Raw genomic sequence first — 24,538 nt, forward strand, 5'->3', positions numbered from 1 at the left:
GCGGGCCTCCGCAGCAAGTCGTAATAGATCACTACTCCCCGGGATGTAGTCGGGCCGCCCCTACTTCCCAGGTGCCGGGCGGAGGAGTCTCCCCGGGCATGATGACCGCCGACCGGCCCGAACACCACGATGTCCGGCATGCAGATACGTGAGCCCGGAGAGCCGCCGAGAGCGGCGCAGAGGACCGAGCCGGTGACAATTAGGGAAATCGAGTCGGGTGCCCGGCCGGGGCTCACGCTCGCCGCGGTGGCCGTCGTGCAGTTCATGGTGTCGCTGGACCTCTCGGTCGTGAACGTCGGACTCCCGCAGATCGCGGCCGGCCTCGGCTTCAGCGCGGTGGGACTGACCTGGGTGATCCACGCCTACGCCCTCACCTTCGGCGGGCTGCTCCTGCTGGGCGGCAAGGCCGCCGACCGGTACGGCCGCAAGCGGGTCCTGCTGTTGGGGCTCGGCCTGTTCGGCCTCGCCTCACTCGTCGGCGGCTTCGCCCAGGAACCCGGCCATCTCGTCGCCGCCCGAGCCGCACAGGGCATCGGGGCCGCCGCACTGGCCCCCGCCGCTTTGGCGCTGCTGGCCGCGACGTTCCCCGAAGGCAAGGCCCGCATCCGCGCCTTCGGAGTATGGAGCGCGGTGAACGCCACCGGAGGCGCCCTCGGCGTCCTGATAGGCGGCCTGCTCACCGAGTACGCCGGCTGGCGCTGGGTGATGTTCGTGAACGTGCCGATGGCCGCTTGCGCGCTGGCCCTGGCCTGGCGAGGCGTCGCCGCCGGCCCGCCTCCGAGGCGCGGCGGTCGTCCCGACGTGCCGGGCGCCGTCCTGGCCACGGCGGGCATGACCCTGCTGGTGTTCGGCGTCGTCCGCACCGACCAGTACTCGTGGACGTCGCCGGTCACCCTGACCACCCTGGCGGTCGCCGCCGTGCTGCTGGCCGCGTTCGTCCACGTCGAGCGGACCACCGGCCGCGAACCGCTGGTCCGGCTCGGCCTGTTCGCCAACCGCTCGGTCGCCGGCGCGAACGCCTTCATCCTGCTGGTCGGCGCAGCCATGGCCTCCTCGTTCTACTTCATGTCCCTCTACCTGCAGCGAGTCCTCGGGACCGGGCCGGCGCTGACCGGGATCGAGTTCGTGCCGTTCGCCCTCGCCGTGGTCGCCGGGGCCGTGCTCGCCGTCAAGCTCGGCTACCGTCTCGCGCCGCGGACCCTTCTGGGCATCGGCGGACTGCTGGCCGCGGCCGGGTTCGCCTGGTTCGGCCTGATCAGCTCCGACGGCGCCTTCGCCACCGACGTCCTCGGGCCCTCGATCGTCACCGGCGTCGGCTTCGGGCTCTGCCTCGGACCGGTCGTCTCCATCGCCACCGCCGGCGTCGCGTCCCACGAGACCGGCACCGCCTCGGCCCTGCTCAACAGCTCGCGCCAGATCGGCGCCTCACTCGGGCTCGCCGCCCTCGGCACCGCGGCGCACGACCGCACCGGCCCGGCCGCCACACCCGAGGCCCTCAACGACGGCTACGCGCTCGGCCTGACCCTCGGCGCCGCACTCCTGCTCGCCGCCGTCCTCGTCGCCCTCGCCGTCCTGCGCCGGACCGGCCCGCCATCGCAGGCCGAGCAGACCGATGACCGCGACGATCACCTGAGGAAGGACGTCCCGGCATGACCGTCACCCCGATCGATCTCTTCGCGTCCCTTCTCCACCTCCACCAGGGCGGCGGGATTCACGCCGAGCCGCGAGCCGCCGACTCCGAGCGGGACGGCTGGCGGGTGATGGCCTTCCATGCCAAGACCGACGCCGACGTGCACGCCGACCAGTGGGAAGTCCACCCCGAGGCCGAGGAGGTCGTGTCCTGCCTCATCGGGAAGATGCGCCTCTACCTCCGCCCGGAGCGGCCGGGACAGCCGGAGGAAGAGATCAGGCTGGCGGCCGGAACCGCCGCCATCGTCCCGCGCGGGCGATGGCACCGCATCGAGCTGGACACCCCCAGCAACATCATGGCCGTCACCCTGCCGCGCGGCAGCCGGCTGGAGAAGCGGACCGAAGCGCGATGACCACCACCGACCTCGCCCACACGAGGGAACAGAGCCTGGCAGGGCTGCTGCGCCCTCACCTCTGGAGTTTCGCCGCCGTCGTGATCCTGCAGGTCCTCGGCGCCGTCGCGGGTCTGGCGCCGCTGCTGGCGGTCGTCGAACTGGGGCGTGCCCTGCTGTCGCCCGGCCCGATCGATCACGGGCATGTCCGGATCGTCGTGACCGCGGGCGCGGCCGGCCTGCTCGTCCGGCTGCTGTTCACGGCCGCGTCGTCGGGACTCGGGCACATTCTGGACGGCCAGGTGCAACTGGCGTTCCGCCGGCGACTGGCCGCGCGGCTGGGGCGCGTGCCGATCGGGTGGTTCTCCCGGCGCCGGACCGGCGAGCTGGCGAAGGTCGTGGGCGAGGACGTGAGCGCCGTCCACCCGTTCATCGCCCACACCCCCGGCGAACTCGTCTCCGCGTTCGTGGTGCCGCCGGCGTCGCTGATCTACTTGTTCGCCGTCGACTGGCGGCTCACGCTGATCACGCTGATCCCGGTGGTGCTGGCAGTGGCGCTGGTCCCCCTGATGATGACCCCGACCCGGCTGCGCGAGCAGAAGGAGTTCGACGGGGCCATGGAACGGATCGCGAGTTCGGTCGTCGAGTTCGTCCAGGGCATCTCGGTGGTCAAGGCGTTCGGCGGAGGCGAGCGCGCCCACCGTGAATTCCGCACGGCCGTGGCCGATTTCGTCGGCAGCTTCTACCGGATGGTGCGCGGTCTGTCCGGGATCGCCGCGGGGATGCAGGTGGTGCTGTCGCCGCCGTTCGTGCTGCTGGTCGTGCTGATCGGCGGCACGGCTCTGATCACGACCAGTGGCATGGCCCCGGCCGACCTGCTCCCCTTCCTGCTGCTGGGACTGGGACTGGCCGCTCCTGTGGAGGCCCTCGGCCACGGCTTCGACGACATGCAGGCCGCCCGGCGCGCGGTCGGCCGGATCCGGGACGTGCTCGCGGTGCGGTCGCTACCGGAGCCGGCGCGCCCGGTCGCGCCACGGGGTCACCGGGTGGAACTGCGCGGCGTCCGATTCGGCTACGAGACCGATCACGAGGTGCTGCGCGGGATCGACCTGGTGCTGGAGCCGGGGACGGTCACCGCGGTCGTCGGGCCGTCGGGCAGCGGAAAGTCCACGCTCGTCCGGCTGCTGCCGCGGTTCTTCGACCCGACCCGCGGTTCGGTCGCCCTCGGCGGCGTCGACCTGCGCGAGCTCGGAAGCCGGGAGCTCCACCGGATGGTCTCCTTCGTCTTCCAGGACGTTCGCCTGCTGCGCGCGTCGGTCGCGGACAACATCGCGCTGGCGGTACCGCGAGCCGACCTCGACGACGTGGTCCGCGCCGCCCGGCTGGCGCAAATTCATGATCGGATTCTTGAGCTGCCGCGCGGCTACGACACGGTGATCGGTGAAGAGGCCGGGCTGTCGGGCGGCGAGGCACAGCGGATCTCGATCGCACGCGCACTGCTCGCCGACGCGCCCGTCCTGGTGCTCGACGAGGCGACCGCCTTCGCCGACCCGGGGACCGAACGGGCGGTGCGCCGGTCCCTGGCGGCGCTGAGGGGCGACAAGACGATCCTGGTCATCGCCCATCGCCTGGAGACGATCGCCGCCGCCGACACCGTCGTGATGCTGGAGAACGGGTCGATCGTCGAGCGCGGCAGGCCCGCCGAGCTGCTGGCACAGGACGGAGGGTTCGCCGCGTTCTGGCACTCCCAACGATCGGCGGTCGCCGACGAGACCCGACCGCAAGGAGGCCGGCACCGATGATCCGAATGCTGCTGCGCGTGCTGGGACACGAGTACGCCCGGCCGGTGCGTCGCACCGTGTTCCTGATGACGACGGCCGCGGTGGTCGAGGGCCTGTCCTACGCGCTGCTGGTTCCAGTGCTGCGGGCGCTCTTCGGGAGCACGCCCGGAGACGCCCGGCCCTGGCTGATCGCGTTCGGGGCCGCGGTCGCGGTCTACGCGGTGCTGCGCTATGTCGCCGATCTGTCCGGTTTCCGCGCCGGGACCACGCTGTTGCGCGGCATGTACCACCGGCTCGGCGACCATCTGGCCCGGCTGCCCATCGGCTGGTACAGCCCGGGCCGCGTCGGGGAGGTGTCCGTCCTGGCCAGCCGCGGCGTCCTGCAGGCGATGAGCGTGATCGCGCATCTGCTGGCACCGCTCATCTCCGCCTGCGTGACCCCCCTGACGATCGTCGTCGTGATGCTCGCCTTCGACCGGCGGATGGGGCTGGCCGCGTCCGCCGCCGTACCGGTCGTGGCGGCGATCCAGATCTGGACGGGACGCTCGATGGCCGCCACCGACGCCGAGCGCGTCGAACGCGACCATGAGGCCACCGCGCGAGTGATCGAATATCTCCAGGCGCAGCCGGTGCTGCGCGCCGGCGGCCGGACCGTCGAACGCTTCCGGCTGCTCGACGACTCGCTGCGCGAACTCCAGCGCGCGTCCCGCCGTTCGACGCTGTCGGCGCTGCCCGGCGTACTGGGCTTGACGCTCACGGTGCAGGCGATGTTCACCGTGCTGCTGTTCCTGGGCGCCTACCTCGCGCTCGGCGGGCACATCGGCGCGGCGGAGGTCTTGACGATCCTGGTACTGGCCGCCCGCTGCGCGGATCCGCTGCTGTCGCTGTCGGACATCGGCGGCCAACTCCGCGGCGCACGTTCCGAACTGGCCAGACTCGACACGGTGCTGCGCACCGAGCCGCTGCCGGAACCCCGCGAACCGATCCAGCCGGTACGCCATGACCTGGAGTTCGAGTCCGCGACCTTCCGGCATGGCGACCGCACGGTGCTCGACAACGTGTCGATGTCCGTGCCAGAGGGACAACGGCTCGCCGTCGTCGGACCGTCGGGTGCGGGCAAGAGCACCCTCCTCCAACTGCTCGCGCGGTTCTACGACGTGGACGCGGGCGTGGTCCGCGTCGGGGGCGTGGACGTGCGCGCCATCGACACCGAGGTGCTGATGGCGCAGATCGCCATCGTCTTCCAGGACGTCTATCTCTTCGACGGCACGATCGAGGAGAACGTGCGTCTCGGCCGTCCCGACGCCGGCGAGGCCGAGGTGCGGGCGGCGGCGACCGCGGCGCGGTTGGACGAGGTGATCGAGCGGCTGCCCGGCGGATGGGCGACGAATGTCGGCGAGGGCGGCGCGCTGCTGTCGGGTGGTGAGCGCCAGCGTGTCTCGATCGCGCGAGCGCTGCTGAAGGACGCGCCCATCGTGCTGCTGGACGAGGTGACCTCCGCACTGGACCCGGTGAACGAGGCGGCCGTCCACGAGGGGATCGAGCGCCTGATGGCGGGCCGGACGGTGGTGATGGTGGCGCACCGGATGCGGACCGTCCAGCGCGCCGATCGCGTCGTCTTCCTGGACGGCGGCCGGATCGTGGAGGAAGGCGGCCACGACGAACTGCTGCACCGCGACGGCCGCTACGCCGATTTCTGGGAGCTCTCCATGGCACCGGCAACGAGGGAATGAGCGGCCCCGGCGCACGCGCGGTCGCCGGTCAGCGCTTGTTCTTGTTGTTGTACAGGTACATGGTGAGCGGCGCGAAGACGGCGATGAGCGCGGTCGAGGTGATGAGGACCAATGCCATCTCGCCGCCGGGGCATGGGCCTCGGCACGGGTAGCGAACGCAGCCAGTAAATAGCGGAGGGGCGGACGCGGGGCCGCCCCTCCGCTGGGCTTCATGATGCGTTGAGGACCGCGAAGACGACCTTGCCGACGTTGCCGGCGAGCGGGCGGACGCCCCAGCAGCGGCAGAGCTGGTCGACGATGAACAGGCCCCGTCCGGCCTCGCTGATGGTGTCGGCCCGCTGCATGCACGGCAGGTCGCAGGTCGCGTCCTGGACCTCCATCCACAGCGCGCCGTCATCGGTGCGCCCGATCCGAAACGTCACATCGCCGTCCGACGCGGATGCGTAGTGCAGGGCGTTGGTGACCAGCTCACTCGCCACCAGGCACGGCGCGAAGTCGTCCATGCCCCACTGGCCGATGACCAGCCGCACGAACCGCCGCACCTCCGCGACCACCTTGAGGTGCTGCTTCACCACCATCTCGTTCTCGCTGCACGCCGCCTCGCCCATGACCTCTCCTCACTGTGTGTGGTGAACACCACACATTCAGCCACTTTCGGAGCTAGGTTTGGCATGCCGCTCGAAAGCGGATTGCAGCAGTAAGCGCACAGGCGAGGGTGCAGGTTACCGAGAGGGGTAAGTGATCATGCCAGCACGGCGTCAGCGTCGCAACGAGTCCCCCGCGCTCGTGGCCTTCGGCCGCCAGATGCGCCGACTACGAGAAGCCAAAGACGTCCTGCAAGAGACGATTGCTCACCTGACAAAGGTCAGCGCTGCCCAGGTCAGCCGGATCGAGAACGGCAAGAAACGCGCCACCCGCTCCTTCGTGGAGATCGTGGACGACTACCTGGAGGCGGGCGGATCGCTCCTCAGTCTGTGGGAGGACCTGAATCGGGATGGCCACCCGGTACCGATCTGGTTCGACTGGCCCCAGACTGAGTCGGACGCCGCAGAACTCGTCACCTGGGAGCACACGATCGTTCCCGGGCTGCTCCAGACTCCGGCCTACGCCTGCGCCTTCCTCAACTCGGACGAGGCCGTGGAGGCTCGCATTGCGCGTCAGGCCATTCTCACTCGTGAGGACGCACCGCCCACGGTGCTGATCGTGCTCCTGGGCGAATATGTGCTCGACTACCTGGTGGCCTCACCCGAGGTGATGCGCGAGCAGATAGAGCACCTGGTCACCGTCAGCGAGCTTCCCAACGTCACCATCCAGATCGTCCAGAACAACGGACGTCCGGCAGGCACGGGAGGCGCTTTCGTGGTGGCTACCATGGAAGACCGGAGCGAGGTCGCCTACATGGAGACGACGGTACGGGGCATCACGACCGACAACCCCTCCGACCTCGCCAAACTATCCGAATCGCTTAGAGAGTTGCGTGCGAGGGCGCTCCCCGAACACATGTCCCGGGACAAGATGAAAGAGGCGCTGGAGAAATGGATCTGACGAACCTCACCTGGCGCAAGGCGAGCCGCAGCGGCGAGAACGGCGGTAACTGCGTGGAGCTGGCAGTGCTCTCCTGGCGCAAGAGCAGCCGCAGCACCTCCAGCGGCGGCAACTGCGTCGAGCTGGCGGACGCGGCCGACGCGGTGGCGGTACGGGACAGCAAGGACCCGGACGGGCCCGTCCTCCTGCTGACCCGCGCGGCCCTGCGCACCGCCGTGAACTCCGCCCTCACGACCCGCTGACCAACCCACGACCGTCCCCCAGCTCGCACAACGCTGAGTCGCGGCGCGTCGTCCGGGACCACCGTCCACCGCCTGGACGGCCCGCCGCACACCACCACCGCCCCCACAGGCACGCCCCTGGCTCGTCCACCGGCCGCCCCACCCCGCCCAGCCGACCGGCCGCGCATCACCACACCGTGACGGACCACGCCCGCTCGGGGAAGTACGCTGGGCCGGTGTTCTCGCCTCAAGGCCCGTCTCTGCGTGAACTGGCGATCCAAGCGCTGTCCTCGGTCGAGCGCGGCTACGACCTGCTCGCCCCGAGGTTCGACCACACGCCATTCCGCACCGCCGACAGCGTTCTCGACGCGACCGCCGACGCGCTGCGTCCGCTCGGGCCGTTCGGCCAGGGCCTGGACGTGTGCTGCGGCACGGGCGCCGGGATGCGGATCCTCAAACCCCTGTGCCAAGAACGGGTCACGGGAGTCGACTTCAGCACCGGCATGCTCGCGCAGGCACGCGAAGCACACCCGGACGCCGAGTGGGTACAGGCCGATGTCCGGGCCCTGCACTTCGCCGAGGCGTTCGACCTCGCGGTCAGCTTCGGAGCGCTCGGCCACTTCCTGCCCTCCGAACGGCCCGCGCTCTTCGCCGGGGTGTACCGCGCGCTGCGGCCGGGCGGGCTCTTCGCCTTCCCGATCGGCGCGCCGCCGCCCATCACGTCGGGCTGGTACTGGGCGCTGCTCGGATTCGACCTGGCCATGCGGGTCCGGAACGCCGTGTGGCGTCCCCCGTTCGTCATGTACTACCGCACGTGCCCGCTGCACGCGGTCCGCGACGACCTGACAGCAGCCGGATTCACCGTGACGACGGCCCCCTTGACGCCCCTGGGCCGACGCGAGGACGGCAGCCCCCGGTACCGGCTCATCCTCGCGCGCAAGCCCGCACGCCCTGACTGACCACACCCGCCCGCAGCCGCGGCGGTTCAGCCGGGTATGCCGCTCGTCGGGAAGATCGATACTTCGCTCGTGTAGAAGCGCGAGCTGTTGCCCCTGACGTAGAACGGCACGTCGTCGGGGCTGGGGCCCGTGCTCGCCTCGTCGGCCGCCGGTGAGTAATGCTGGTGGGGATTGCCGGGGCCCAACTCCACGGGAATCGTCAAGCGACCCTCGCGGTCGGCGGCGGCCTCGCGCACCGTGGAGCCGCCGCGGCCGGCGATCGTGACGCGGTACCGCGTGCCCCGGCGACCCATCGGAACACGCCGGTGATGCAGGAGGACTCGTCGCCGGGCCGCGACCTCTCCTTCCCAGATCGCGTTGAAGATGCGTCGCGGCGCCTGCGCGTCGCCGATCAAATGGACGTCCAGGTCAGTGCCGTCGAGTTCACGAGCGAGACCGTCGCTCGCCTCGTGCGGGTTCTTCCCGCGCGAGCGGCTGAAGGAGTTCATGGCGCCGCTGTCGCCGCTGAACGGCCACCCGAGTCGGGGCAAGGTCCCGGGCGTGGAGACCGGCACCGGCCCCGTGGGCCGCGGGCGCGGTGGCGCGCCTGGTCATCTTCCCCGACCCCTGAGGGGGCTGTGTGGCCTACGGCGAGGTCAGGGTGGCCATCGCGCGATCCGGTTCCCAGTGGGCGCGGAACGAGGTGATCAGGCCGCCGTCATCGACGGTGAAGACGGTCAGGCAGTCGATCGTCATGGTGGACCCGCCGTCCAGTGTCGTGGTGATGGTGACGACGTTGGCGCAGGCCGGGCCGTTGGCGAACGAGTCGCTCACCCGGAAGTGGAACTTCCGCACCCGGGCGATGTTCTCGTCCCAGAACCGCTCGATCCCGTCCGGCCCCCGGTGCCCCTTGCCCTCGGGGTCGAGCATTGAGGGACCGACGGGGTCCTCGATGACGGCGTCCGGGCCGAACAGCGCGAGCCACTCCTGCTTGCGCCCGGCGGCGGCCGCGGCCATCGATGCGCGCGCCGCCCGGCGCGCGGGGTGGTCGCCGTCCGGCGCTTCCCAGGTGACCGCGTCCATAGCGCAAACTGTAACGTGTTCTTGTTTCCGGTCAAGACCCGGCCTTCGCGATCACCGTCTCGGCGAACCGCTCCAGGTGCTCGACCTTCTCCTCCAGCGGTTGGGTGTCGCGGCCCTTCACGTACGGCAGCCGGAATCCGATGATCAGATCGGTGACGCCCTTGTCCTCCAGCCGCTTCACCCCGTCCGGCGTGTACGCGTCCAGCGAGATCGCGTGCACCTCGAACGGCCGGTCCGCGGTGCCCTCCTCCGCGCGGAGCGCGGCCAGCCGGCCCAGCAGCCGGTCCAGTTCCGCCGCCTTGCCGCCGCCGTGCATCCACCCGTCCCCGAGCCGGGCCGCCCGGCGCAGCGCCGCCTCGCTGTGCCCGCCGACCAGGATCGGGATCGGCTCGGTGGGCGCCGGGGACATCTTCACCGCGGGCAGGTCGAAGAACTCGCCGTGGTACTCGAAGTACCCCCCGCCCGTCAGCCCGCGGACGACCTCGATCGCCTCGTCCATCCGCTTGCCGCGCCGCTCCCACGGCACCCCCATCACCGTGAAGTCCTCGGGCCACGGGCTCACCCCGACCCCGAGCCCCAGCCGGTTGCCGGTCAGGTACGCGATCGAACCCGCCTGCTTGGCCACCAGCGCCGGCGGCCGTACCGCCAGCTTGAGCACGAACGGCGTGAACCGGATCCGGGACGTCACCGCCCCCATGGCCGCGATCAGCGTGAACGTCTCGATGAAGTCCTTGTCCTCCAGGAACCCCCGATCGCCGTCCGCGGTGTACGGATAGACCGCGTCCGACTCCCGCGGATAGACCAGCGAGTCGGCGACGGCGAAGCTCGCGTACCCCGCCTCCTCGGCCGCCCGGGCCAGCGGCAGGTAGTACGACGGGTCGGTCATGGACTCCACGTAGGTGAACCGCATGGACGGAGAATATAGAACACGTTGCAGTTTGGGTATGGCCGCGCAGGCGTTTGAGCACGCCGCGAACTGCCCCGGCCAAGCGTTCCCGCCAGGTTCCCGGCGTCGCCCCGCCTGTTTCCCGCACCACGACTTGGGACGTGGAGGGACGGGTGTCGCGCCGTGTGGTTCTGAGAACCACTTGTGCCCCTCACTCAGGTGGCCTGGGTGGGGCCGATCCCGTCCGTCTTTGGTGGTATCGCGCACCTTCGCGGCAGGGTCAGGACGTGCCTTTGAGGTAGGCGGGCGGGATGGCGTCGACCACTCGCTGGTCGACGACCATCCGCGAGAGCAGATAGGTGCCCTGCTTCTGGTCGGCGCCGTACCGCATCAGCGGTTCTTTCTTCTTTTTTCCATTCGCGAGTTCCCTCTCCGGGAACTCCTTGCCGCCCTTGGGCTGGAACGAACGGTCGTGGTCGGTGACGGTGCGGGTGCCGATGAAACGGTACGTCTTGGGCTCGAACAGCAACTCGATCCGGACGCCGCGCCAGGTCTGCCCGACCGCGATGTGCTGCGGAGCCGATCGGACGACCTTCACGCCGGGGATCGTCCCGGTCGCCTTGAACATCGCCGCCTGTGCGGCGGGCGTCAGCCTGGAGTTGGTGACGATCTCCTGGACGTGCATGAAGGCCCGCACATCGGGCGGGAGGAGCCTGCCATCCGCGCGCTTGTAGAGCCAGTCGCGCATGGCCTTCACATCGACCGGCAGGTCGCGGCGGTAGAACGGCTCGTTCTTGCAGTCGGCGGGTGCCTCGGACGGAACGGGCCGCTTGAGGGCCTCGCAGAGCCAGAACCGCTCGCCCCCTTCGATCTTCAGGCCGATGCGCTTGCCGTTCACCGAGTACCAGGTCTTTTCACGGACCACGCCGGGCGAGTCGAAAGCCCGTGACTCGGCTTCGGTGTAGACGTACTGGCCGGGGCGCGGCTCGGCGGCCCGGGCCGCGGTGCCGGCGGCGCGGTCGAGGACCTGGGTGGCGCTCATCGGGACGACCTTGGCCGGGCGGGTGGCCGGGTCGGTGTCCGGTACGGCGATCAGGGCGGCGGCCACGCCGCCGGCGAGGGCCGCCGCGGCAAGGCCGCCGAACGCCAGGCGGCGGGCCGGGACGCGGCGGCGGGCGGTCATCTCGGTCAGGAGCGCGGCGCGCCGGGCCGCATGGCGGTCGGCGGGCATGTCCTGCCGCGCCGGGGGCTGCAGGTCGATCATGAGGTCTCCTCCGTGAAGAGCGTGGTGCCTGCCCTGTGTCCGTCCGTACGGGGCGGTCCCGTGTGCTGTTTGAGCCGTTTGCGGGCCCTGGCCAGCCGTGACCGGACGGTGCCGACCGGGACGCCGAGCGCCGTGGCGGCTTCGGCGTACCCGAGCCCTTCCCAGACGCAGAGCGCCAGGACCTCCTGGTCGCTGCGCGACAGTTTCCTGATGGAGGCGAGGATCTCCCGCATCTCGTGTTCGGCCTCCAGACGGGCCGCGGCGGACACGGCGTCGTTGGGGGCCGCCGGCAGGGCGCGCACGCGTTCCAGGGCGGCGCGGTGCCGGCGCAGGCTGCGGCGGTGGTTGTGGAGGACGTTGGTGGCGACTCGGTAGAGCCAGGGCAGCAGCGAGTCCGCGCTCAGTCGTACGTGGGCGCGCCGGCGCCAGGTCTCCAGGAAGACCACGGAGGTGAGGTCCTCGGCCGCCGACCAGTCCGCCGTTCGGCGGAAGCAGTAGTTGTAGACGGTGCGCGAGTACCGGTCGAAGAGCTTGCCGAAGGCTTGCTCGTCGCCGTCCCGGGCACGGCCCCACAACTCCGCGTCCGCGGGGGGTTCGAAGGTCATGACCCTCTAGTGTCCGATCCGCCCTTCCGGTTCCCCCGATCTTCAAGATTCTTTCGAGTCCGCCTGCGCACGGCGACACCTACGCCGAGGACGGCCTGACGTACCCGGCTCTGGACGGCATCCCGACCCCGATCGACCAGGTCGTGGCCGACCGGGCCTTTTACTCCTGATGCGGGCGCCCGAACGCACATCCTCACTCCCTACAAGGGACGGGATGTGAACGGACGAATGCCCAGCTCAAAGCATGGCGGATCCTCCGCAAGCCACGCTGCTGCCCTACCGCACAGGGCACATCGCCAAAGCCGTCCACACCCTGCAACTCCGCGAAACCTCATCATGCGAAAAAGGCTCATTGCGCGGGCCGCGCCCGGGGAATGCAGCAGGAGCACGCCGGCCGCTGGGACGACTTCGTCAGTAGTCCCTTTCTGGACGGAGACCTCTGAACGGTGTTGTCTGTCGCTACGGTGTGCAGTACTTATCCGTTGCGCTGCGATCGAGACGACGAGCCGACACAGTCCTCAAGGGAAGGTACCCCCAGACACTGCCTGCCCACCCGCCCATGCGGCGTCTGAAGACCTCGTTGACGGTCACGGCGCCTACACGATGATGCTGTGTGATCTTCGTCTGGGAATATGGGGCAGAGTGGACAGCGAAAGGACCCGAAACATGTCTGCGCGACCGCACATGGCCAAGCTGGACGACGTCACCCGGTTCGCCGAGGGACTGACCAACGACTACCTGATGTGCCGCACCTGGGCGCATTCCTGGGACCCGGGCACCTCGGCGGTGCAACGCACCGGCGGGCGCATCCACTGGACGGTGGAGTGCTCTACCTGCGGCACCACCCGCACCCGCGTCATGACTCCCAGCGGCAGCATCGTCGGCAATCGCTACGCCTATCCCGAGGGCTACCAGTCCGGTGGCATCGGCCGGATCGGGCAGCGCGGCCTTGCCACCATCCGGATGGAATCGCTCAAGCGCATCGGCGGCGCGTGATGCAAGAGATCGTGATCGCCACCTACTGCGACCGCTGCTACCAGGCCGACCAGACCAAGACCGAGACCTCGTTCACCGTCGAGGTGAGCATCGGTGTCGACCAGGCGCGGCTCGACCTGTGCCCGCGCTGCGACCAGGACCTGCTGGAGCCGGTGCGCGAACTGATCAGCACCCGCGCCGCCGCCCAACGCGCCCTGGACCGGTCTGCCGGCTCCTCGTCCGACGCCGAGGAGACCGAAGAGCGTGCACCGCGGCCGAACTCCAATGTCGCGGTGCGCTGCGGCCGATGCCAGGCACAGATCGCACTGCGCAGCCGCGGTAACCACGCCCGCAACAGCCACGCCTGCAAACCCCAGGACATCACCTGGAGCTTCGGCGAGGAGGTGACCGAGGTCTGGATCTGCACCTGCGAGCTGGCGTTCCCCACCGAACACGGCCGCAACACCCACGCACACCGCACCGGTCACGCACTCCCGGACCCCTCCGGACCGCAGCCACCATCACGCTGATGCACCACAGGACGGCACGCTTCTGAGTCAGAGCGCTGCCGGCCGGCTCCGCCAGGATCCGAGCATGCGCCCGGGGGCTGCTTCCTCGCCCGGTACGGGGATGCGGCCCGCCACCTTCATCGTCTCCGACCTCCCGGACGGCTTCACGGGGTCGTCATCCAGCTGGCCGCGATGCGGCGTTGATGGCCTCGCGTGACCGTGACGCCTCCCGATATCCGAGTAACCGTGGAGCGGCGGATCCGTGCTGACGCCCACGGTGTTGAACTCGATCCATCTCGGTGCTTCGGGACGGCGACGACGGCCTCCGGATCTCATGGGAGCGGGCTTCGCCATGGAACCCGTCGACCGAACGGGCCCTCGCCGGCAAGGGCGAGGACGGCGTCCTGGTGGTCGCCTTGAACCGGCCCGAAGTGCGCGACGCGCTCGCCTCCGCGGTGGCGGTCTCAATCATTGCGACCACAACGACCTCTCGCCGTTGGAGGCGCGGTGGTCTGCACTCAACTTCACGCCGCTTGGCGCTGGTGGTCCTGCGTCAGAAGAGTCCGGTGTTGACCTCTGGATCGTCCCAATTAAGCGTGTAGGAAGTGCAGCCCGGCGGCTTCTGGCCCCAAGTGGTGGTGAGCGTGACGGTGCCGGCCGTGCCGGGGATCGTCGGGTTGTGCGCGGTGGCTCGATTGCCGGGAACGGTTGACAGGGTGCCGGAAGCGACGGTGCGGGCGTCGGCGCGAATTCCCCAGTGCACCCTCGCGCCAGAGCAGGTTCCATGGAAGGCGACGTGGAGCAGGCCATCGAGTTCGCCGTCCCAGCGCAGCCAGGATCCGAAGAGGCCGTCGAGGCGGAAGGCCGTCGTCAGCTCGCCGGTGACCACCCAGGACCGCCGGTAGGTGTCACAACCGTGTTCCACGGCCCCGCAGGGCTCGGAACCGAGTTCGGAGATCCGGGGCTCGGGCCCTTCCTGGTAGGTCAACCACCGGTCGGGACCCTTGAGCACGATGACGCCGCCGAAGAAGAGCGTCATGATCGCCGCGATCAGCAGGCATCCGAAGAGGCGATCCCGCACGGTTGACGTCACTTCACCGTTATAAGGCACTGCGTTTGCTCCCGGTAGCACGCCAAGGCTGCGGCCAGAGCTCGCATCGACCTTGAAAGGGGCAGCCTGTCCGGACGAGAAGCAGTTGCCCCGATGAGACGAGCCGTAGTCCTGTACGCGTGCCGTGTGTCGGGATCAAGGGGAGGCGCCTGGCGCGCCCAGAACACCTGGCCGACCGCGGACAGGTCCGCCACCCTGCGACTCGGCGGCGGCTCGTACCTGGACGACGGCGGCTCCTCCGCCCTGCTGGCCCTGGACCCGTCCGGCCGGCCGACGCCCAAGGACGCGGCGCCGTCCGGCAACGGGGACCTGGAGAGCGCCCCCGGTAGCGTGCCGACCGCTCCCAAGGGCCTGGAGTGGGGAACGAGATGGTCAAGCTGTACGACGTGGCCAAGGACGGCACCGCCGTGATGCTGGACGAGCAGGTCTCCCGGCTGGACCCTGGCGGCCGGACACGTCCTGGCCGCGGAGATCGGCTCCATCCAGACTGGCGACTGGCTCGACACACCGTCCAAGCAGAAGATCATCAGGGACGCGCGGCTCGACCCTGGACGACCCGGCCGACGACGTCCGCACCGGCGGCGAGCGCTCCCCCTACCTGAGCTGGCACACGGTGCAACTGCCCGCCGGCCCCGCGGCGTTCACCCTGCCCCCGGCCCGCGCCTGTTGCGAGACCTGGCCGCGGCGCATGGGGACGAGGACGACGAGCAGCCGTGAGGCTTATCCGGGGTGTGTGCGAAGCCGATGCCTGACGTAAGCGGACCGAGGCTTCTTGGCGTGGTTGCGGTTTACAGAGATAGAGGCGGCGCTCCCAGCCGGTGGGAGAATCGAATCCATGACGACGGTGTCCGGTGATTTCGAGTTGACCATGGACGAGCTGCGAGTCGTGGCGCGCTACGTGGCGGAGAGCGCTCAGGACGTCCTCCCGGTGTTCGAGAAGGCTGTTCCCGGTGATCCTCGTCCGCGCGCGGCCGTTGATGCCGCATGGGAGTTCATCAACGGTGCAAAAAGGACCAAGCTGCAGCGCGTCACCTCGCTGGACGCACACCGAGCCGCAAAGGAAGCGGGCACCGAAGCCGCACGTCTTGCCGCACGCTCCGCCGGCGATGCCGCATCCGCGGCGTACCTGCACCCGATATCGAAAGCCACCCAGGTAGGCCACATTCTGCGCGCTGCCGCAAGTGCCGCGCGCGTCGCCGAGTTGAACGCAGGTGACGATCCTGCGGTTGGAGACATGCTGATCGACCAGGCTCGGCAACGCGCCACGCCGACCCTGATCGCTGTTCTTTGCCGGTATCCCCTCGCGCCAACCGCTAAGAATCGCGTTGGGCAACTCATGAGCACCTTGGACGCTTCCCTGCGCGCGTCCCGCTGAGGGATCGCCAGCATCGACCCCGGCTCCGCTCTTCGCCACTGGGAGGAAGAGCGCGTCCACCTCATAGTCGCTACGCGGTCCGCCTGATGTTCCCAGAGCAGGAGCCGGCGCCGGTTCGTCGGCAAACATCTTCCCCACGTTGCAAGCGAGATCCGGTCGGTACGGACGAATTCGTGATCCCGGCGCTGGTGAAGGTACCTCGACCGCCGCGGTGAACGCCGCCGGAGGGGGACAGGGGGCGCCAGCACGGCGCGTGGGCGGCCGGAGCGCGCCCCCCGAGTTAGGCCACTGGTTCGATCATCACATCCGCTCTGCCTCCCGGGCACCTGCCGCAGTAAAAGCGCAGGTAGTAGTGCACCCCCGGGATGCGCGGGTGCATACCGCATCGCCGCGACCCGCTTGCGCAGATCGATCAGCGACGACGGCTCGGGGTTGGCGGTCAGCTGGGCCGCCGACGCCCGGTTTGGCCACTCGGGCGGCCCAGCAGGCCAAGGACTCGGGTCGGCGCCACCAACCCCAATGGAGATCGATCACCGCACGCCACAGCCGGTACGCCGGGCTGCGGGGCAAGTCGGGCGGCATCTGCTGGCCCGCGCCCCGCGACAACATGAGGGGGAACGACGTCCGCGCAGCTAAGCGCCCGTCCACGTTCGCGAACAGCGGGTCCTCCGCTGGGCGGCGCCGGGTTTCAACGGCGGAACTCGGTCAGGCGCGCATAGAGCATCGCCAGGCCGGGGGGGGTGTACGGCGGGGGCGTGGAGTGGCGCTCCCCGTTCTCCACCGCAGGCGCGAACACCCCCACCGGATAGAAGAAGACCCGGCGTTCGGCGCTGGCCGTCCGCAGGTACACCTCCCAGTAGCGGAGCGACGCGTGTAGGGAGATCTCGGTGACGTCGTCCCAGGCGTAGCGCCAGCGGCGCAGTGCACCCACGATCGTGACGCCCTCGTCGTCGACGATGGCGCGGCTGCGCAACGCGCCGACGGCCGTCACAAGGGCCACGGCGAGGGAGGCCAGAAGGATGATCGCGCCGAGCGTCGCCAGATACGACAGGCCTCCGAGCAGGGCGCGCACAAGCAGGCCGGCACTGATGGCCAGGAACACCACCAGCGCGGTCATGATCAACAGATAGCGGTAACAGCGCACGGTTAGTTGTTCCATGTGGCAGATGTCTAGCAGATCGGGGCCGGGCACCCGGACCCGAGTCCCAGGTCAGTGGCTCTCCACTCGGGTTGGCCCGGAACTCCGATAGCTCGGCGACCAGGTCGGCGAGGGAGACCTCGCCTTCGGCGTAGAGGCGGCGGATGGAGCGTCGTGCGGGCCCGGAGAGTTTGGGTTGCTTGCCCTTGAGCTTGCCAGGCCACAGGCCGATGCCTTCGCGGGTGCGCTGGATGCTGGAAGAGCCGGCCGAGCCGCCCAGGCCGAACAGGACGCCGCGGCTCTTCGACCCCACCGACCGGCTCAAAACTCGCGCTCTGTAGGCCGCCGGCACCCACCTACGCGGGTGCGCGGATCGACTCCAGGTCGGCTCGGGACAATACCATCGCGTCGATCTCCCGCCGTCCCTGGATGCTGGCCTTCAAAAGCCGATGGAAACCGTCCAGCACGACCAGACGGCCGTTGTGCTCGACCAGATGGATCGGGTAGCTCAGGTCACTGGCCATGACACGGCGCAGATGATCGGGATAGCCATCCGGATCCTCCCGGACCTGACGCGGACTGACCCGGAAGCGCTCGCCATTCAGCTGCCACAACGGCAGCTCGAACAGCCACGCCAACTCATCGACGGCTATTCGCTGCACCGGCAGTTTGAGCCGCCACAACCGCTGGATCCGCCACGGCACCAGCGGCAGCGTCTCTTTGATCACCCCCGGCATCGCCGCCAGCAATTCCTCCTGGCTCACCTGCGGCGCTACGCGATCCGACCCCACGAGCCCTCCTCCGACCCCCGTCACACCAGGCGATCATCTCAAGCGCGGAAGGTAGGGCCGGCACTCCCGCTCCCGGAAATGCCACCTTGTGTGACGCATGCGCTCGGCCACTTGTGACAGGTGAACTGCCCCACCCCAGGCAGGCGCGGCGAGCAAGGGTTAGATTGAGCTTCAACAGCCCCGCTGTCCGTGCGGATCTCCGACCGGCTGGAGTTGTACCCGCCCGGCTCATAGCTGGCTACACGGGGCCCGGGCCTCGCCCGGTCCGGAGCGACTGAGCCCGAACACCTGGCAGCCGCGACGCTGCGGTCTACGGAAGGGCGGCGGGCGCCGCCTCCGCTCACGAACTTTTGGCCGGCGGCTAGCTGCAGTCCGCCGAACCCGCCCCCCGAGACGGGGTACGTCGGGTGCTGCCGGTTCCCGGCTGGGCATCAACGGGTGTTGGCTGGTCACGGCTGGACGGGGGCGGGTGGGATGTTGGCCAGGCAGGAGGTATCGCTAGCCTGCAGGTCGCGGATGAATCCGGTCTGGATCGCGGCCACGCAGCCGCTGGGTTCGTTCTCGGCGATGTGGCCGACGTTGGGCACCTCCACGACGGTGGCGCGGCGGAACTGGCGCGCGGCCTGCCGGCCTTGTTCGGTCGGGGTGTCGGCGTCCAGGTCACCTGAGACCACCAGCACCGGGACGTCGGGGAGCGGCAAGCCGGTCGGCTGCGGCTGGCCGTGGCGGTCGGGCCAGCGGATGCACGCGTTGCCCCTGCTGTAGCTCACGCTGGTCCAAGCCTGCTTACCGAAGGGCCAGTACTCCTGCTCGGGCAGTGCCGCGAGCCGGGCCGAGAACTGGCGGAGCCGGGCGGCGACCGGCGCTTTGCGGTTCCACGCCGTCGGGTGGTCGTTGCACGTCACGGCCGCTGCCTGTTCGGGATTGAAGGGCTGCTCCTCAACCTGGCGGAGCGCTGATCCGCTCAGCGGTGCCACCCGTCGGGCGGCATCGATGAGCGCCGTGTAGTCGGCGTGCAGGGCGCTGCGGACCATCGTGGGCACACCGCCGATGTCGGCGGGGGCCCTGCCGGCCAGGTTGTAGACGATCGAGGCCAGTGCGGTGTCGTCCAGTCGCCGTTGCTGGTCTCCTAGCGTGTAGGGGATCGGCTGCGCGCGCAGTCGCTGGGCGAGCCGTGCGATGTCGCGCAGGACCTGGTCGCCGTCGCAGGCGCCTGCGCTGCGCTCGCACACCAGCCGTAGCGCTCGGCGCGCGGCCCGCGCATTGGGACGCGCCCACATGTCGAAGTCGAGTGGGTAGGCGCTGGAGAGCACCATTGAGCGCACCCGCTTGGGATGCCGCTGCGCATAAACCGTCATGAGGTAGGTGCCGTAGGACTGTCCGAGCATGTCCAGCCGCTCGATTCCCAGCCTGGCCCGGACCGCGTCGATGTCGTCGGCGATCTCGGCCGAGGTGTAGCCCCGCGCGCGAGTCCCCAGCCTCCGGCCGCATTCGCCGACCGCCCGTACGAAACCATCACGGGTCGCAGGCAACGACTCCAGGGTCCCGCACTGGACGGGGGTGGAGCGGTTGACCCCGCGTGGATCGACCAGCAGCAGGTCGTGGTCGGTCAGGAGGCCGCTGAACATCTGCGCGTACCGGGACGCGGACGCGATCGCGGAATCGCCCGGACCGCCGGGATTGATCGTCACCGTCCCCCTGGCGGGCCGGGAAGTACCGCGGTGCCTGATCAGCGCATAGGCCACGGTGATGCCGCCCAGCTCGGGACGCGCCCGCACCAGCGGTACCCGCACCGTTCCACACACCGCACCAGAGACCGGCACACAGTCGGCGGCCCCTTTGTGCGGCTTGCGCGGCGGCGTTTCTGCACGCCCCGCAGGGGTGGCGACCGCTCCACCGGCCGCGACGACGGCGAGCGCGATCGCCGTCATTCCCGCAGTCGTGAACATCGGTTTCATGCCCGGAGTATGGAATGTGCATGATCGGCCGCACATCGTCCTGCACGGGGAACCGGCCGCTCACCCCCAAGAGGGAGAAGACCCGGCGCCGGGCATCCCGGAGTGCCGCTCCCGGGACAGCCGTCGCTGGGAAGGGGCGGCTCTCGCCGACCCTGGCCTGCGGTGGAGGGGCTTGCCGACCAGCCGGACCGCGACCGGTCGACGCTGTAGCCCGATCGCTGCCGGCCGGCCCGGACCCGATGGTCCGGTGGCGGTGGACACGGGGACCTTCGCGATCACGTAGGCGCCGAGTGCGCCGCGGGCTGGTGGCCGGTTTGTCAGCGGCCGGTGGATCCGTCGATCTGCTCGCGGAGGATGTCGGCGTGGCCGGCGTGCCGGCCGGTCTCTTCGATCATGTGCACCAAGACCCATCGCATCGAAGGTGCCGTCCCTGGACGCGGGGGTCGCGGGGCGGGAAGGGCCAGATCCGGGCAGGCGTCGATGACCTGGTTCGCTCGCTCGACGGTCTTGCGGTAGTCGGCGAGCACGCCGTCGATGGTGTCCTCCGCGGATGGCCGCATGGTCGCGCGCCAGTCGCCGACGTCCTCACCGAGGAAGTAGAACCGTTCGACGAACGCCAGGTGCTTGAGCAGCCCGAGAAGGTTGGTGCCCGAGGGCACTCCGCCTGTTCGGACCTGCGGTTCCGGCACGTCCGCGACCTTGTCCGCGACCGAGTTCCGCAGATAGTCGAGGAAGCCCCGCAGGGTGGCCTTCTCGGCGGCGCCGGTCCGCGGGGGCGTGGCGTCCTCTGGCATCGAGTCACTCCGTTCCGACGTGAAGTCGTGTGGTTCAGGTGGTCATCCGGCGGTTCGCTGGACGAGCAGGATGTTGTCGGTGACGGTGGCGGTCTCACCAGCGGGTCCGGTGGCCCGGCGGCGGGGCGTGTCGGCGCGCAGGACGGACCAGTGCCCGGGGTCGAGATCAAGTTCGTCGGCGATCTCGGTGGGAGCGGGGAAGTGGTTGTCCTGGCTCCACGACCAGGGCGCGGTGGAGCCGTGGTCGACGATCAGCAGCAGGCCGCCGGGGCGCAGGGCCCGTGCGGCGGTGCGCAGGACTCGGCTGCGGAGCAACGGGAACGGGGACTGGAAGTACTGGGCGGAGACGAGATCGAACTGGCCGGCCGGGAAGCTTCTGGCCAGATCGTGCTGTTGGGCGGTGACCCGGTCCGCGACACCGAGATCGCGGGCGCGTTCCCGCACCCGTTGGACGGCGGTGGTGGAGATGTCCACGGCGGTGACGCGCCAGCCCCGCCGGGCGAGCCAGAAGGCGTCGCCGCCGGCGCCGCAGCCCAGGTCCAGGGCGGCGCCGGGGCGCAGCGGTGCGGCGGTCTCGGCGAGCAGCGGGTTGACACGTGCGCCCCAGGCGCGCCGGGTGCGGTGGTGCCGCTCCCAGAACAGCTCGGCGTCCTCGTCCGACGTGCCCTGGTCGGTGGTGGGTCGCTGGCGTCGGGTGGAATCCATCTGAGTTGCCCTTCGTCGGCCGACGTGCCGAGCGTGATCTTCGACGCCGGTGATGTACCGACAGCATCGCCACCGCCGATTCCTTCTTGCAAGAAAAGTTGCGGATCCGCATCATCGAGGCATGGACAACTCCGCGGGAGACGTTCTGGCCGGAGTCGGGTCGCGTCTGCGTGCCCTGCGCCGGGCGCGGAACGCGACGCTGGCGGCGCTGGCAGACGAAACCGGCCTCACGGCCAGCACCCTGTCCCGTCTTGAGAACGGCAAGCTCCGCCCCACGCTGGAGCAGTTGCTGCCTCTGGCCCGGGCGCACGGCGTCCCGCTCGACGATCTCGTCGCGGCGCCGCCCACCGGCGACCCGCGCATCCACCTGCGGCCAGTGCGGCGATCCGGGCTGGTGATGGTGCCGCTGACCAGGCGGGCCGGCGGTATCCAGGCCTACAAGGTGATCTATCCGCCCGCCGGCCGGGCGCCCACGATGAATCCGCAGACCCACGAGGGATACGAGTGGTTCTACGTCCTCAACGGACAGGTCAGGTTCGTGCTCGGCGAGCAGGAGTTCCGGCTCGGCGTCGGCGAGGCCGCGGAGTTCGACACCCGCATGCCGCACTGGATCGGCAGCGCCGACAGCCGGCCCGCGGAGGTGCTCACCCTGTTCGGTGCGCAAGGAGAGCACGCCCATCTGGCACCGTCCAGGCACTGACCGTTTCAGCCCACTGCCGGCCGGTGGCGGCGTCTCCGGCCGACGCCGAGAACTGTGTCGCCGACCCTGACCGGCTGTCATCCGGTGCAAGGTGGGGCGCGGATCGGCCGCCCGCGCACTCTCGAGGCCGGCACGACGTGGTTCTCGGTCGCGCGCCTGGTCGTACGCCGCCGGAAGAGCTCGGCCGGGACGGGGTGTCGGTGCCTCTCAGTGACCTGGCGCGCCGGCGGTGACGTCGTGTCCCGGCGCGCGGCCTCGTGCCTGGCGGGTCGCGATCGCGGCCGACTGGGCCAGCCGGTGGCCGAGGTCGAGGACCTGGCCGACGCGCAGCGGGTGCTCGGGGCCGCTGAGGCTGAGCGACAGCAGGACGCGGCCGATCGGGTCGAAGATCGGGGCGGCGATGGTCTTGAACACGATCTCGTCCGAGGGCGGCAGGCCGTCGAACGGGAGCAGCATCTCGTCGGTCTTCTGGAGCACTTCGGTGAGGTGCTGCTCCGCGTCCTCGTCGGTCGGTTCGCTGCGCACCCGTGCCATGGCGGCCGTGACGGCGGGCGAGGCGATGGCGGGCATGGGGATGCTGAAGCCCCGGGCGCGCGTCTCGGCGAGGACGTCGCGGTAGAGGCCGGCGAGGGGGCCGGCGATGCCGGCGCGTTCGAGCCAGGCGGTGACGGTGTCGTCGTCGGCCCAGGCCATGAACACGGCGCCGATCGGTGCGAGCAGTGGTGACCGGTCGCCGGGGTAGCCGATGCTCGGCGCGAGCGGTTCGGGGCCGCGGCGGGCGAGGAAGATGACGTCCCTGCCCGCGATGGCGGTGACGCCGACTTCGGCGTCGAGTTCCTTGGCGAGCGTCTCGGCCTGCTCGATGGCGGCTTCGATCGCCGGATGCCGTTCGAGCGCGGCGAAGCCGGTGGCCGCCAGCGCCGGCCCCAGGACGTAGGTGCGGTGGGCGGGGTCGCGGATGAGGAATCCGCAGTCGCACAGGACGGCCAGCGTGGCGTGGGCGGAGGCGATGTTCATGCCCAGGTGCTTGACGAGCTCGCTGATGGTGAAGCCCCGCGAGGGGTGCGCGGTGAGGAACGCGACGATGTTGGCGGCGCGCTCTGACGCGGGTGCAGGCCGGGCCATGGACACCAACGTAGCCGATCCGCGCCCCACCCTAAGCCTTGACTGCAAAGAAGATTTTGTTATAGCAATTTCACGTGTTCACTTTGAAGGATCGCGTGGTCGTGATCAGCGGTGGCAACGCGGGCATCGGCCTGGCCTTCGCCCGCGGCGTCGCCCGGGCCGGCGGCGACGTGGTGCTCTGGGGCAGGCGGGCCGACAGGAACGCCGGCGCCGTCAAGGAACTGGCCGGGCTCGGGGGCCGGGTGCTGGCCCAGGAGGTCGACGTCGGCGACGAAGGCCGGGTGGTGCGGGCGATGGCCGAGGCCGTCGAGGAGATGGGCCGGGTCGACGGCGTCATCGCCAACGCCGGGATCATTCGCAACGAGCGCAGCTTCCTCGACATGACGACCGAGGCTTGGCACGGCCTGCTGGCGGTGAACCAGCACGGCGCCTACCTCACGGCCCGCGAGGGGGCCCGGCACATGAAGCGCAGGTACGACGCGGGCGACCCCGGCGGGTCCCTGCTGTTCTGCGCCAGCCTGTCGGCGCTGACCGGCAGTCCGGGGATGCAGCACTACAACGCCGCCAAGGGCGCCGTCGTGGCGATGTCGCGCGGCATCGCCGTCGAGGCGGGCCGCTACGGCGTCCGCTCCAACGTGGTCTGCCCCGGGCACACGGTCAGCGAGACGGTCCAGATCCCCCAGGACAGTCCGCTCTTCGACCGCGTCCGCCGTTACAACCCCTCGGGCCGGATGGGCGTCCCGGACGACTTCGAGGGCATCGGCGTGTACTTCATGAGCGACTGGTCGCGTTTCCACACCGGCGACGTCGTCGTCATCGACGGCGGGTGGATGGCCAACGCCGGCAAGTCCGACGTGTCGGAGCTTCCATCATGGCCGTGAAAGTGCTGCGCTCCCGGCCTCGTCGAAACACCCCAGCAGGCGCAGGAAATGGCCAGCCATCCGGTGATCGGCAAGCTCGTGCAGCAGACGCCACTCGGCCGTATGGGCCGGCCCGAAGAGGTCGCCTCCGTCGTCGCATTCTGTCTGCGAGCACGCGGTACGGCCGCAGGGTCGCGACCCTCACGCACGCGCACATTCTCTAGTTTGTCGACTGGTGTAGTTGATTATTTCGCTCCGTCCCGCACGGTCCCTCTTGCCGGTTCGTCGGACCGGTGGTCGATCGCTCCCAGAGCGCCGGCCACCGGTTCACAGAACCGGTGGCCGGCCGCTCGCGGAGTGCTCGGCCCCTCACAAACAGAGGGGTGGGACCTATGTCCCTTTTATCCGGCCTCCGCCGGC

Annotated in this window: 26 protein-coding genes and 1 pseudogene; 14 read left to right on the plus strand and 13 right to left on the minus strand. The window is 70.0% G+C overall.

All coding sequences use genetic code 11. The features are described 5' to 3' along the window. Nucleotides 1–192 precede the first annotated feature (192 nt). The 4 genes from ABD340_RS35310 to ABD340_RS35325 are packed head-to-tail and all read left to right on the plus strand — an operon-like array spanning nt 193 to nt 5,535. Nucleotides 193–1,653, plus strand: a complete 1,461-nt coding sequence (locus ABD340_RS35310; protein WP_344595000.1) for an MFS transporter — start codon at nt 193–195, stop codon at nt 1,651–1,653. Continuing rightward, nucleotides 1,650–2,042 (plus strand): cupin, encoded by a 393-nt coding sequence (locus ABD340_RS35315; RefSeq protein ID WP_344595002.1) that lies wholly within the window; start codon nt 1,650–1,652, stop codon nt 2,040–2,042. The genes ABD340_RS35310 and ABD340_RS35315 overlap by 4 nt, the downstream gene beginning before the upstream one ends. Continuing rightward, nucleotides 2,039–3,823, plus strand: coding sequence for an ABC transporter ATP-binding protein (locus tag ABD340_RS35320; protein ID WP_344595003.1), 1,785 nt, complete (start codon nt 2,039–2,041; stop codon nt 3,821–3,823). Before ABD340_RS35315 ends, ABD340_RS35320 begins: the two co-directional genes overlap by 4 nt. After that, nucleotides 3,820–5,535: an ABC transporter ATP-binding protein gene (locus tag ABD340_RS35325; protein WP_344595005.1), complete on the plus strand. Its 1,716-nt coding sequence runs from the start codon at nt 3,820–3,822 to the stop codon at nt 5,533–5,535. The genes ABD340_RS35320 and ABD340_RS35325 overlap by 4 nt, the downstream gene beginning before the upstream one ends. Nucleotides 5,536–5,744: 209 nt before the next feature. Here the strand turns inward: ABD340_RS35325 and ABD340_RS35330 are convergent, their stop codons facing one another. Further along, nucleotides 5,745–6,143, minus strand: a complete 399-nt coding sequence (locus ABD340_RS35330; protein ID WP_344595007.1) for an ATP-binding protein — start codon at nt 6,141–6,143, stop codon at nt 5,745–5,747. A 136-nt stretch (nt 6,144–6,279) separates the two neighbouring features. Here ABD340_RS35330 and ABD340_RS35335 point away from each other — a divergent pair, with 136 nt between their 5' ends. From ABD340_RS35335 to ABD340_RS35345, 3 genes are all read left to right on the plus strand, one after another. Then, on the plus strand, nt 6,280–7,080 hold the full coding sequence (locus tag ABD340_RS35335) for a helix-turn-helix domain-containing protein (RefSeq protein ID WP_344595066.1): 801 nt from the start codon (nt 6,280–6,282) through the stop codon (nt 7,078–7,080). Next, complete coding sequence (locus tag ABD340_RS35340) at nt 7,071–7,322, plus strand: DUF397 domain-containing protein (protein ID WP_344595008.1); 252 nt, start codon at nt 7,071–7,073, stop codon at nt 7,320–7,322. Before ABD340_RS35335 ends, ABD340_RS35340 begins: the two co-directional genes overlap by 10 nt. Nucleotides 7,323–7,537: 215 nt before the next feature. Continuing rightward, nucleotides 7,538–8,260, plus strand: coding sequence for a class I SAM-dependent methyltransferase (locus ABD340_RS35345; protein WP_344595009.1), 723 nt, complete (start codon nt 7,538–7,540; stop codon nt 8,258–8,260). Between the two features lie 26 nt (nt 8,261–8,286). On the opposite strand, the gene ABD340_RS35350 is transcribed toward ABD340_RS35345, so the two are convergent. From ABD340_RS35350 to ABD340_RS35370, 5 genes are all read right to left on the minus strand, one after another. Beyond that, on the minus strand, nt 8,287–8,748 hold the full coding sequence (locus ABD340_RS35350) for a hypothetical protein (RefSeq protein WP_344595011.1): 462 nt from the start codon (nt 8,746–8,748) through the stop codon (nt 8,287–8,289). 136 nt (nt 8,749–8,884) lie between these two features. Continuing rightward, a complete protein-coding gene (locus tag ABD340_RS35355; RefSeq protein ID WP_344595013.1) occupies nt 8,885–9,322 on the minus strand; it encodes a nuclear transport factor 2 family protein in 438 nt (145 codons plus the stop codon). A 31-nt stretch (nt 9,323–9,353) separates the two neighbouring features. Further along, nucleotides 9,354–10,232 carry a TIGR03619 family F420-dependent LLM class oxidoreductase gene (locus ABD340_RS35360; RefSeq protein ID WP_344595014.1) on the minus strand — a complete coding sequence of 293 codons (879 nt, stop codon included), beginning with the start codon at nt 10,230–10,232 and terminating at the stop codon, nt 9,354–9,356. Nucleotides 10,233–10,488: 256 nt separating this feature from the next. Then, nucleotides 10,489–11,472 (minus strand): CU044_5270 family protein, encoded by a 984-nt coding sequence (locus ABD340_RS35365; protein WP_344595015.1) that lies wholly within the window; start codon nt 11,470–11,472, stop codon nt 10,489–10,491. Next, a complete protein-coding gene (locus ABD340_RS35370; RefSeq protein WP_344595016.1) occupies nt 11,469–12,077 on the minus strand; it encodes an RNA polymerase sigma factor in 609 nt (202 codons plus the stop codon). Before ABD340_RS35370 ends, ABD340_RS35365 begins: the two co-directional genes overlap by 4 nt. 200 nt (nt 12,078–12,277) lie before the next feature. Here ABD340_RS35370 and ABD340_RS35375 point away from each other — a divergent pair. From ABD340_RS35375 to ABD340_RS35385, 3 genes and pseudogenes are all read left to right on the plus strand, one after another. Beyond that, nucleotides 12,278–12,417, plus strand: a pseudogene (locus ABD340_RS35375) (IS5/IS1182 family transposase); the annotation flags it as partial. A 326-nt stretch (nt 12,418–12,743) separates the two neighbouring features. Beyond that, nucleotides 12,744–13,073 (plus strand): hypothetical protein, encoded by a 330-nt coding sequence (locus ABD340_RS35380; protein ID WP_344595018.1) that lies wholly within the window; start codon nt 12,744–12,746, stop codon nt 13,071–13,073. After that, nucleotides 13,070–13,582, plus strand: coding sequence for a hypothetical protein (locus tag ABD340_RS35385; protein ID WP_344595019.1), 513 nt, complete (start codon nt 13,070–13,072; stop codon nt 13,580–13,582). The genes ABD340_RS35380 and ABD340_RS35385 overlap by 4 nt, the downstream gene beginning before the upstream one ends. A gap of 532 nt (nt 13,583–14,114) precedes the next feature. Here ABD340_RS35385 and ABD340_RS35390 read toward each other — a convergent pair. After that, nucleotides 14,115–14,654, minus strand: a complete 540-nt coding sequence (locus tag ABD340_RS35390) for a hypothetical protein (protein ID WP_344595020.1) — start codon at nt 14,652–14,654, stop codon at nt 14,115–14,117. Nucleotides 14,655–14,765: 111 nt separating this feature from the next. Between ABD340_RS35390 and ABD340_RS35395 the strand changes: the two genes are divergently transcribed. Further along, nucleotides 14,766–15,083, plus strand: coding sequence for a hypothetical protein (locus ABD340_RS35395; RefSeq protein ID WP_344595021.1), 318 nt, complete (start codon nt 14,766–14,768; stop codon nt 15,081–15,083). Between the two features lie 424 nt (nt 15,084–15,507). Further along, complete coding sequence (locus ABD340_RS35400) at nt 15,508–16,047, plus strand: putative immunity protein (protein WP_344595022.1); 540 nt, start codon at nt 15,508–15,510, stop codon at nt 16,045–16,047. Between the two features lie 688 nt (nt 16,048–16,735). On the opposite strand, the gene ABD340_RS35405 is transcribed toward ABD340_RS35400, so the two are convergent. The 5 genes from ABD340_RS35405 to ABD340_RS35425 form a co-directional block, all read right to left on the minus strand. Continuing rightward, nucleotides 16,736–17,206, minus strand: coding sequence for a PH domain-containing protein (locus tag ABD340_RS35405; protein ID WP_344595024.1), 471 nt, complete (start codon nt 17,204–17,206; stop codon nt 16,736–16,738). Between the two features lie 335 nt (nt 17,207–17,541). Beyond that, a complete protein-coding gene (locus ABD340_RS35410; RefSeq protein ID WP_344595026.1) occupies nt 17,542–17,976 on the minus strand; it encodes a hypothetical protein in 435 nt (144 codons plus the stop codon). A 449-nt stretch (nt 17,977–18,425) separates the two neighbouring features. Continuing rightward, entirely contained in the window at nt 18,426–19,934 is a 1,509-nt protein-coding gene (locus tag ABD340_RS35415; protein ID WP_344595027.1) for an alpha/beta fold hydrolase, read from the minus strand. Nucleotides 19,935–20,251: 317 nt separating this feature from the next. Beyond that, nucleotides 20,252–20,728 (minus strand): DinB family protein, encoded by a 477-nt coding sequence (locus ABD340_RS35420; RefSeq protein ID WP_344595028.1) that lies wholly within the window; start codon nt 20,726–20,728, stop codon nt 20,252–20,254. 42 nt (nt 20,729–20,770) lie between these two features. Further along, nucleotides 20,771–21,433, minus strand: coding sequence for an SAM-dependent methyltransferase (locus ABD340_RS35425; protein ID WP_344595030.1), 663 nt, complete (start codon nt 21,431–21,433; stop codon nt 20,771–20,773). A gap of 121 nt (nt 21,434–21,554) precedes the next feature. Here ABD340_RS35425 and ABD340_RS35430 point away from each other — a divergent pair, with 121 nt between their 5' ends. Further along, nucleotides 21,555–22,133, plus strand: coding sequence for an XRE family transcriptional regulator (locus ABD340_RS35430; RefSeq protein WP_344595031.1), 579 nt, complete (start codon nt 21,555–21,557; stop codon nt 22,131–22,133). Nucleotides 22,134–22,340: 207 nt separating this feature from the next. Here the strand turns inward: ABD340_RS35430 and ABD340_RS35435 are convergent, their stop codons facing one another. Continuing rightward, on the minus strand, nt 22,341–23,258 hold the full coding sequence (locus ABD340_RS35435) for an IclR family transcriptional regulator (protein WP_344595032.1): 918 nt from the start codon (nt 23,256–23,258) through the stop codon (nt 22,341–22,343). 74 nt (nt 23,259–23,332) lie between these two features. Here ABD340_RS35435 and ABD340_RS35440 point away from each other — a divergent pair, with 74 nt between their 5' ends. Beyond that, complete coding sequence (locus ABD340_RS35440; protein ID WP_344595033.1) at nt 23,333–24,139, plus strand: SDR family NAD(P)-dependent oxidoreductase; 807 nt, start codon at nt 23,333–23,335, stop codon at nt 24,137–24,139. Nucleotides 24,140–24,538 lie beyond the last annotated feature (399 nt).

This window comes from Actinomadura vinacea (assembly GCF_039532545.1).
In the GTDB taxonomy this organism is placed as follows: Bacteria; Actinomycetota; Actinomycetes; order Streptosporangiales; family Streptosporangiaceae; genus Spirillospora; species Spirillospora vinacea.